4 protein-coding genes are annotated in these 4,377 nt (G+C 74.0%); 3 read left to right on the top strand and 1 reads right to left on the bottom strand.

Going from position 1 to position 4,377, the window contains the following annotated elements:
• Positions 1 to 552 (top strand): App1 family protein (locus tag AB0I88_RS40985; RefSeq protein WP_361037658.1); only part of this gene is annotated, 552 nt, incomplete at its 5' end.
• Here the strand turns inward: AB0I88_RS40985 and AB0I88_RS40980 are convergent.
• Entirely contained in the window at positions 549 to 722 is a 174-nt protein-coding gene (locus AB0I88_RS40980; RefSeq protein WP_361037656.1) for a hypothetical protein, read from the bottom strand. The genes AB0I88_RS40985 and AB0I88_RS40980 overlap by 4 nt on opposite strands.
• Positions 723 to 740: 18 nt before the next feature.
• Here AB0I88_RS40980 and AB0I88_RS40975 point away from each other — a divergent pair, with 18 nt between their 5' ends.
• Both AB0I88_RS40975 and AB0I88_RS40970 read left to right on the top strand, forming a co-directional pair.
• Positions 741 to 1,391: a hypothetical protein gene (locus AB0I88_RS40975; protein WP_361037654.1), complete on the top strand. Its 651-nt coding sequence runs from the start codon at positions 741 to 743 to the stop codon at positions 1,389 to 1,391.
• Between the two features lie 29 nt (positions 1,392 to 1,420).
• Positions 1,421 to 4,270: an AAA family ATPase gene (locus AB0I88_RS40970; RefSeq protein ID WP_361037652.1), complete on the top strand. Its 2,850-nt coding sequence runs from the start codon at positions 1,421 to 1,423 to the stop codon at positions 4,268 to 4,270.
• Positions 4,271 to 4,377 lie beyond the last annotated feature (107 nt).

Raw genomic sequence — 4,377 nt, 5'->3', positions numbered from 1 at the left:
CCCCTGCTCGCCGCGTGGAACACGTTCGTCCTCGACGAGCACGCCCGCGCCGCCGTCCCCGGCATGGCGGTCCTCTACGAGCGGCTGGTCAACGCCAACCCCGGCACTCCCGTGGTCTACCTCTCCACCGGCGCGTGGAACGTGGCGCCCGCCCTCACCCGCTTCCTCAGCCGCCACCTCTACCCGGCCGGCCCGATCCTGCTCACCGACTGGGGGCCCACCCCGGACCGCTGGTTCCGCAGCGGCCAGGAGCACAAGCGCAAGTCGCTGCGCCGCCTCGCCGCCGAGTTCCCCGACGTGAAATGGCTGCTCATCGGCGACGACGGGCAGCACGACCAGGAGATCTACTCCGAGTTCGCCCGGGAACACCCGGACAACGTGGCCGCCGTCGCGATCCGCCGGCTCTCACCGACCCAGGCCGTCCTGGCCGGCGCCATCCCCGGCCCGTCGGAGACCGCCGAAGTGGTCCCCTCCGGAGGCAAGACCTGGTTCTCCGCGCCGGACGGCGCCGGGCTCTGGTCGCTGCTGCGCGACACCGACTTGATCTCCTAGGGTTTGCCCGGCTCAGGCTTGGCGGCTGTCTCCGCGACCCGCGCGTGCAGCCGCCCTCTGATCTCCTCCGGCGTGTAGGCGCGGCGCTTGCGCTCCGCCCGGGCGATCACCACGCCCGTCGCCGCCACACCCGCCAGTCCCGCCAGTCCCGCTATCTTCCACCACCGCATCAGCTGAGAATAGACACCGTGGTTGCCGAACTCAGCCTCGACGAGGCCATGGACCTGACCCGTACCGGTGACATCTGGATCTTCCGGGGCCGCTCCGGCCCGGACCGTGCCATCCAGACCCTCACCAACAGCCCGGTGAACCACGTCGGCATGTCCCTGGTGATCGAGGACATGCCGCCGTTGATGTGGCACGCCGAACTCGGCAAATCGCTTCCGGACATGTGGTCCGGCAGCTTCCATCGCGGGGTGCAACTGCACGACCTCCGCGACGCCGTCACCGTCTGGGCCCGCCGCTACGGACAGCGCGGCTGGCTCCGCCAGCTCGACCCGGGCGTCACCCGCGCCATGGAGGACAAGGCGCTCAAAACCGTGGCCCGCCTGGACGGCACCCCGTTCCCGTCCACCTCGCAGCTCGCGTTCCGCTGGCTGCGCGGCCGGGTCCCGCAGATCCATCTCCCGTGGAAGGAGGGCGAGGTCAGCGACGCCACCCTGGAGAAGGCGTACTGCGCCGAAGTGGTCGCCGTGACCTATGAGGACATGGGCCTGCTGCCGCGCGGGCGCAAAGCCAACTGGTACGACCCGGGCCGTTTCTGGAGCGGCGACGACCTCGAGATGTGCCCCGGATTCACCCTCGGGGAGGAGATCTCGGTCCGCGTGCCCGAATCCTGAGCGGCGCCCTTCGGCGGACAATCGACCGCATGCGTGAGCAAGTCCCCTTGGTGGCCCGGGTCGCCGAAGTGGTCACCCTGGACCGGCTGCGCGCCGCTACGGCCGCCGGCGACGGCGGGGTGGCGCTGCTCACCGGTGAGGCCGGGATCGGCAAGACGGCCGTCGTCGAGGAGTTCGCGGCCCGCGCCGCCGCGGCCGGCGCCACCGTGCTCACCGGCCGCGCCGACCCCGGTGAAGGTGCGCCCGCCTTCTGGCCGTGGCTGCGACTGCTCGACTGCGGGCTGCCCGGCCTCAGCCCCGCGCTGCTGGAGACCGGCGACTCAGGTGAGCCGCCGGCGACCGTCCGGTTCCGGCTGATCCACGCCACGGTCCAGGCACTGCGAGCCGCGGCGGCCGGCCTCGACAACGGGCTGGTTCTTGTCCTGGAAGACCTGCACTGGGCCGATCCGGCCTCCCTGGCCCTGCTCACCGCTCTGTCCCGGGACCTCACCGGCGCCCCGATCCTGGCCGTCGTCACCGCCCGCACCCTGGACACCGACCTGCCCGGCGCCGAGATCATCGCCCTCCGGCCGTGGAACCAGGCGGCCGTCGCCGACTACCTGACCGGCCGGAGCGGCGACCCGGTGCACCCCACATGGCCGCCGGTGGTGCACCGGCTCGGCGGCGGCAACCCGCTCTACACCCGCGAGCTGACCCGCCTGCTCGACGCGCCGGGCCGCCTGCGCCGCCCGGCCACCGCCGTCAGCCTGCCCGACGGCCTGCTCCGCCTGGCCGGCCGCCGAACCTCCACCCTCACCCCGGTCTGCCGCGCCCTGCTCGGACTCGCCTCCGCGCTCGGCCCCGACATCGACGTCCCCCTGCTGACCCGGATCGCGACCCCCGCCCGCACGGCCGACGAGACCGGCACCGCGGACGTCGAGGCGCTGCTCGCCGAGGCGATCGAGGCCGGCGTGCTCGCCGAGGACCGGTGGGCGCCGGCCCGCCTCCGGTTCACCCATGAGCTGCTCCGTGAGGCCCGCTACGCCGAACTCTCCCGGGCCGAGCGGATCACCGCGCACCGCCGGATCGCCGACGCCCTGGGCGAAACCGTCCCCGCCGAGACGGCCCGGCACCGGATCCGCTGCGCGATCGACGACTCGTCCCGGCAGGCTGCCCGGAATGCCTGCGAGGCGGCGGCTCGCGAAGCCACCCGGCGGCTCGACCACCACGCCGCCGCCGTCTGGCTCGGGCAGGCCCTCGAGCTCTTCCCGGCCGACCCCGGTCTGCGGCTGGCCCGCGCCCGGGCGGCCAGCCGTGACGGCCAGCTCACGCTCGCCGTCGCCGACTGCACCACCGTCATCGACCTGGCCGAGGCAGAGAACCGCCCGGCACTTGCCACCGCGGCCGCCCTGGTCGTCCGCGGTTACGGCGGCCAGGTGGCCCCGGCCCTCATTCGCCTCTGCGAACGAGCCCTGGCCCTCGCCTCCCCGGCGGACGAGCCCGTGGCTTCCCCGGCGGATGAGGCCGGGGCCTCTCGGCGTGGTGAACCTGTCGCCTCCTCCGAGGCCGAGGCCGAGGCCGTCGCCTCTCCGGGGGACCGGGCCGTCGCCGACGCGGACCGCGCCGAGTTGCTCGCCCACTACGCGTATCTGCTGGTGGAGACCGGCGGCCACACGCGCGCCGAGGACCTCAGCCGTCAGGCGATGGCGTTCGCCGAGCGGACCGGCGACCCCCGGGCGCTGGCCGCCGCGGTGCACGCCCGGCACGAGGTGCTGGACCCTTTCGCCGCCACCGGCGAGGTTCTCGATCTGGCCCGGCGCAGCTGCGACCTGGCCGCCGTGTCCGGACGGCCGGACGCCGAACTGTGGGGCCGGCTCTGGCGGCTCGACGCGCTGCTCGCCCTCGGCGACCTGCCCGCCTACGACACGGAGGTCACCGGTCTGGCCGGTCTCGCCGACCGGCTCGGCTGGCCGGTCGCCCGATGGCACGTGCTGCGCGCCCGCGCCGCCCGCCTGCTGCTCAGCGGCCGGATCACGGCGGCCCGGGAGGCGGCGGACGAGGCGTTCACCCTGGCCGGCACGTTCGAGGATCAGCCCGCCCGGGAGCTGCATTCGGCTTTCCTCACCTCGCTCGCCCCGTTCACCGGCGAGCCGCCACCCTGGCCGGCTGATCTGAGCAGCGCGATCGCCGACTTCGGAGCCGAGCCGATCGCCGCCGCGAACCTCGCCCACCTGTCGATCCGGGCCGGCGACCGGAGCGCCGGGGCCGAGTGCGCCCGCCGGCTGGGCGCGATGCTTCCCGACCTGCCCCGCGACTGCCGGCACACCTTCGTGGCGCTGAGTGCCGGGGAACTGGCCGCCTGGCTCGGCGACACCGATCTCGCGGCGGTGGCGTACACCCTGGTACTGCCCCGGGCGGACCGTTTCCTCAACGCGATGACCGCCTGCTACGGCACGGTGTCGCGCCCGCTCGGCCTGATGGCCGCCGCTCTCGGCGACCGGGAGGCGGCCGCCCGGCACTTCACCGACGCGATCACCCGGGAACAACACTGCGGTGCCGCGCCTTTCGCCGCGCGCGCTCTTCTGGCGTACGCCCGGAGCGTGCACGATTCCGATCCCCGCCACGCCCGTACCCTCGCCGGTCAGGCCCTCGCCATCGCCCGTCGTCTGGCTCTGCCCGCCCTGGTCGCCGAGGCGGCCGGGCTGGCCCGCGACGAGCTGACCGCCCGGGAGCGGGAGATCGCCGTCCTGGCCGCCGAGGGCCTGCCGAACCGCCGGATCGCCGAGCGCCTGCACATCTCCGAGCGAACCGTGGAGACGCACGTCCGGAACACCCTGGCGAAGCTGGGTGTCACCAACCGCACCCAGTTGGCCGCCCACCTGCACGCCGAGATCCACTAGGGCCGGTCGAACTACTGACGGCATCGCGTATTGAAGTGTTGCGAGTTTGGGATGGGCGACGGCGTATCGGTTTCAGCCCAGAGGGCATCGGAACCTGCCTGCGGGCG

The sequence above is a fragment of the Actinoplanes sp. NPDC049802 genome, assembly GCF_040656595.1.
Classification (GTDB): domain Bacteria; phylum Actinomycetota; class Actinomycetes; order Mycobacteriales; family Micromonosporaceae; genus Actinoplanes.
The sequence above is the reverse complement of the archived record's forward strand: the minus strand, read 5'-3'. Positions and strand labels throughout refer to the sequence as shown.

Coding starts and splice junctions, on each gene's coding strand:
- AB0I88_RS40980 (WP_361037656.1), bottom strand. CDS start 722: ATGCGGTGGTGGAAGATAGCGGGACTGGCGGGACTGGCGGGTGTGGCG.
- AB0I88_RS40970 (WP_361037652.1), top strand. CDS start 1,421: ATGCGTGAGCAAGTCCCCTTGGTGGCCCGGGTCGCCGAAGTGGTCACC.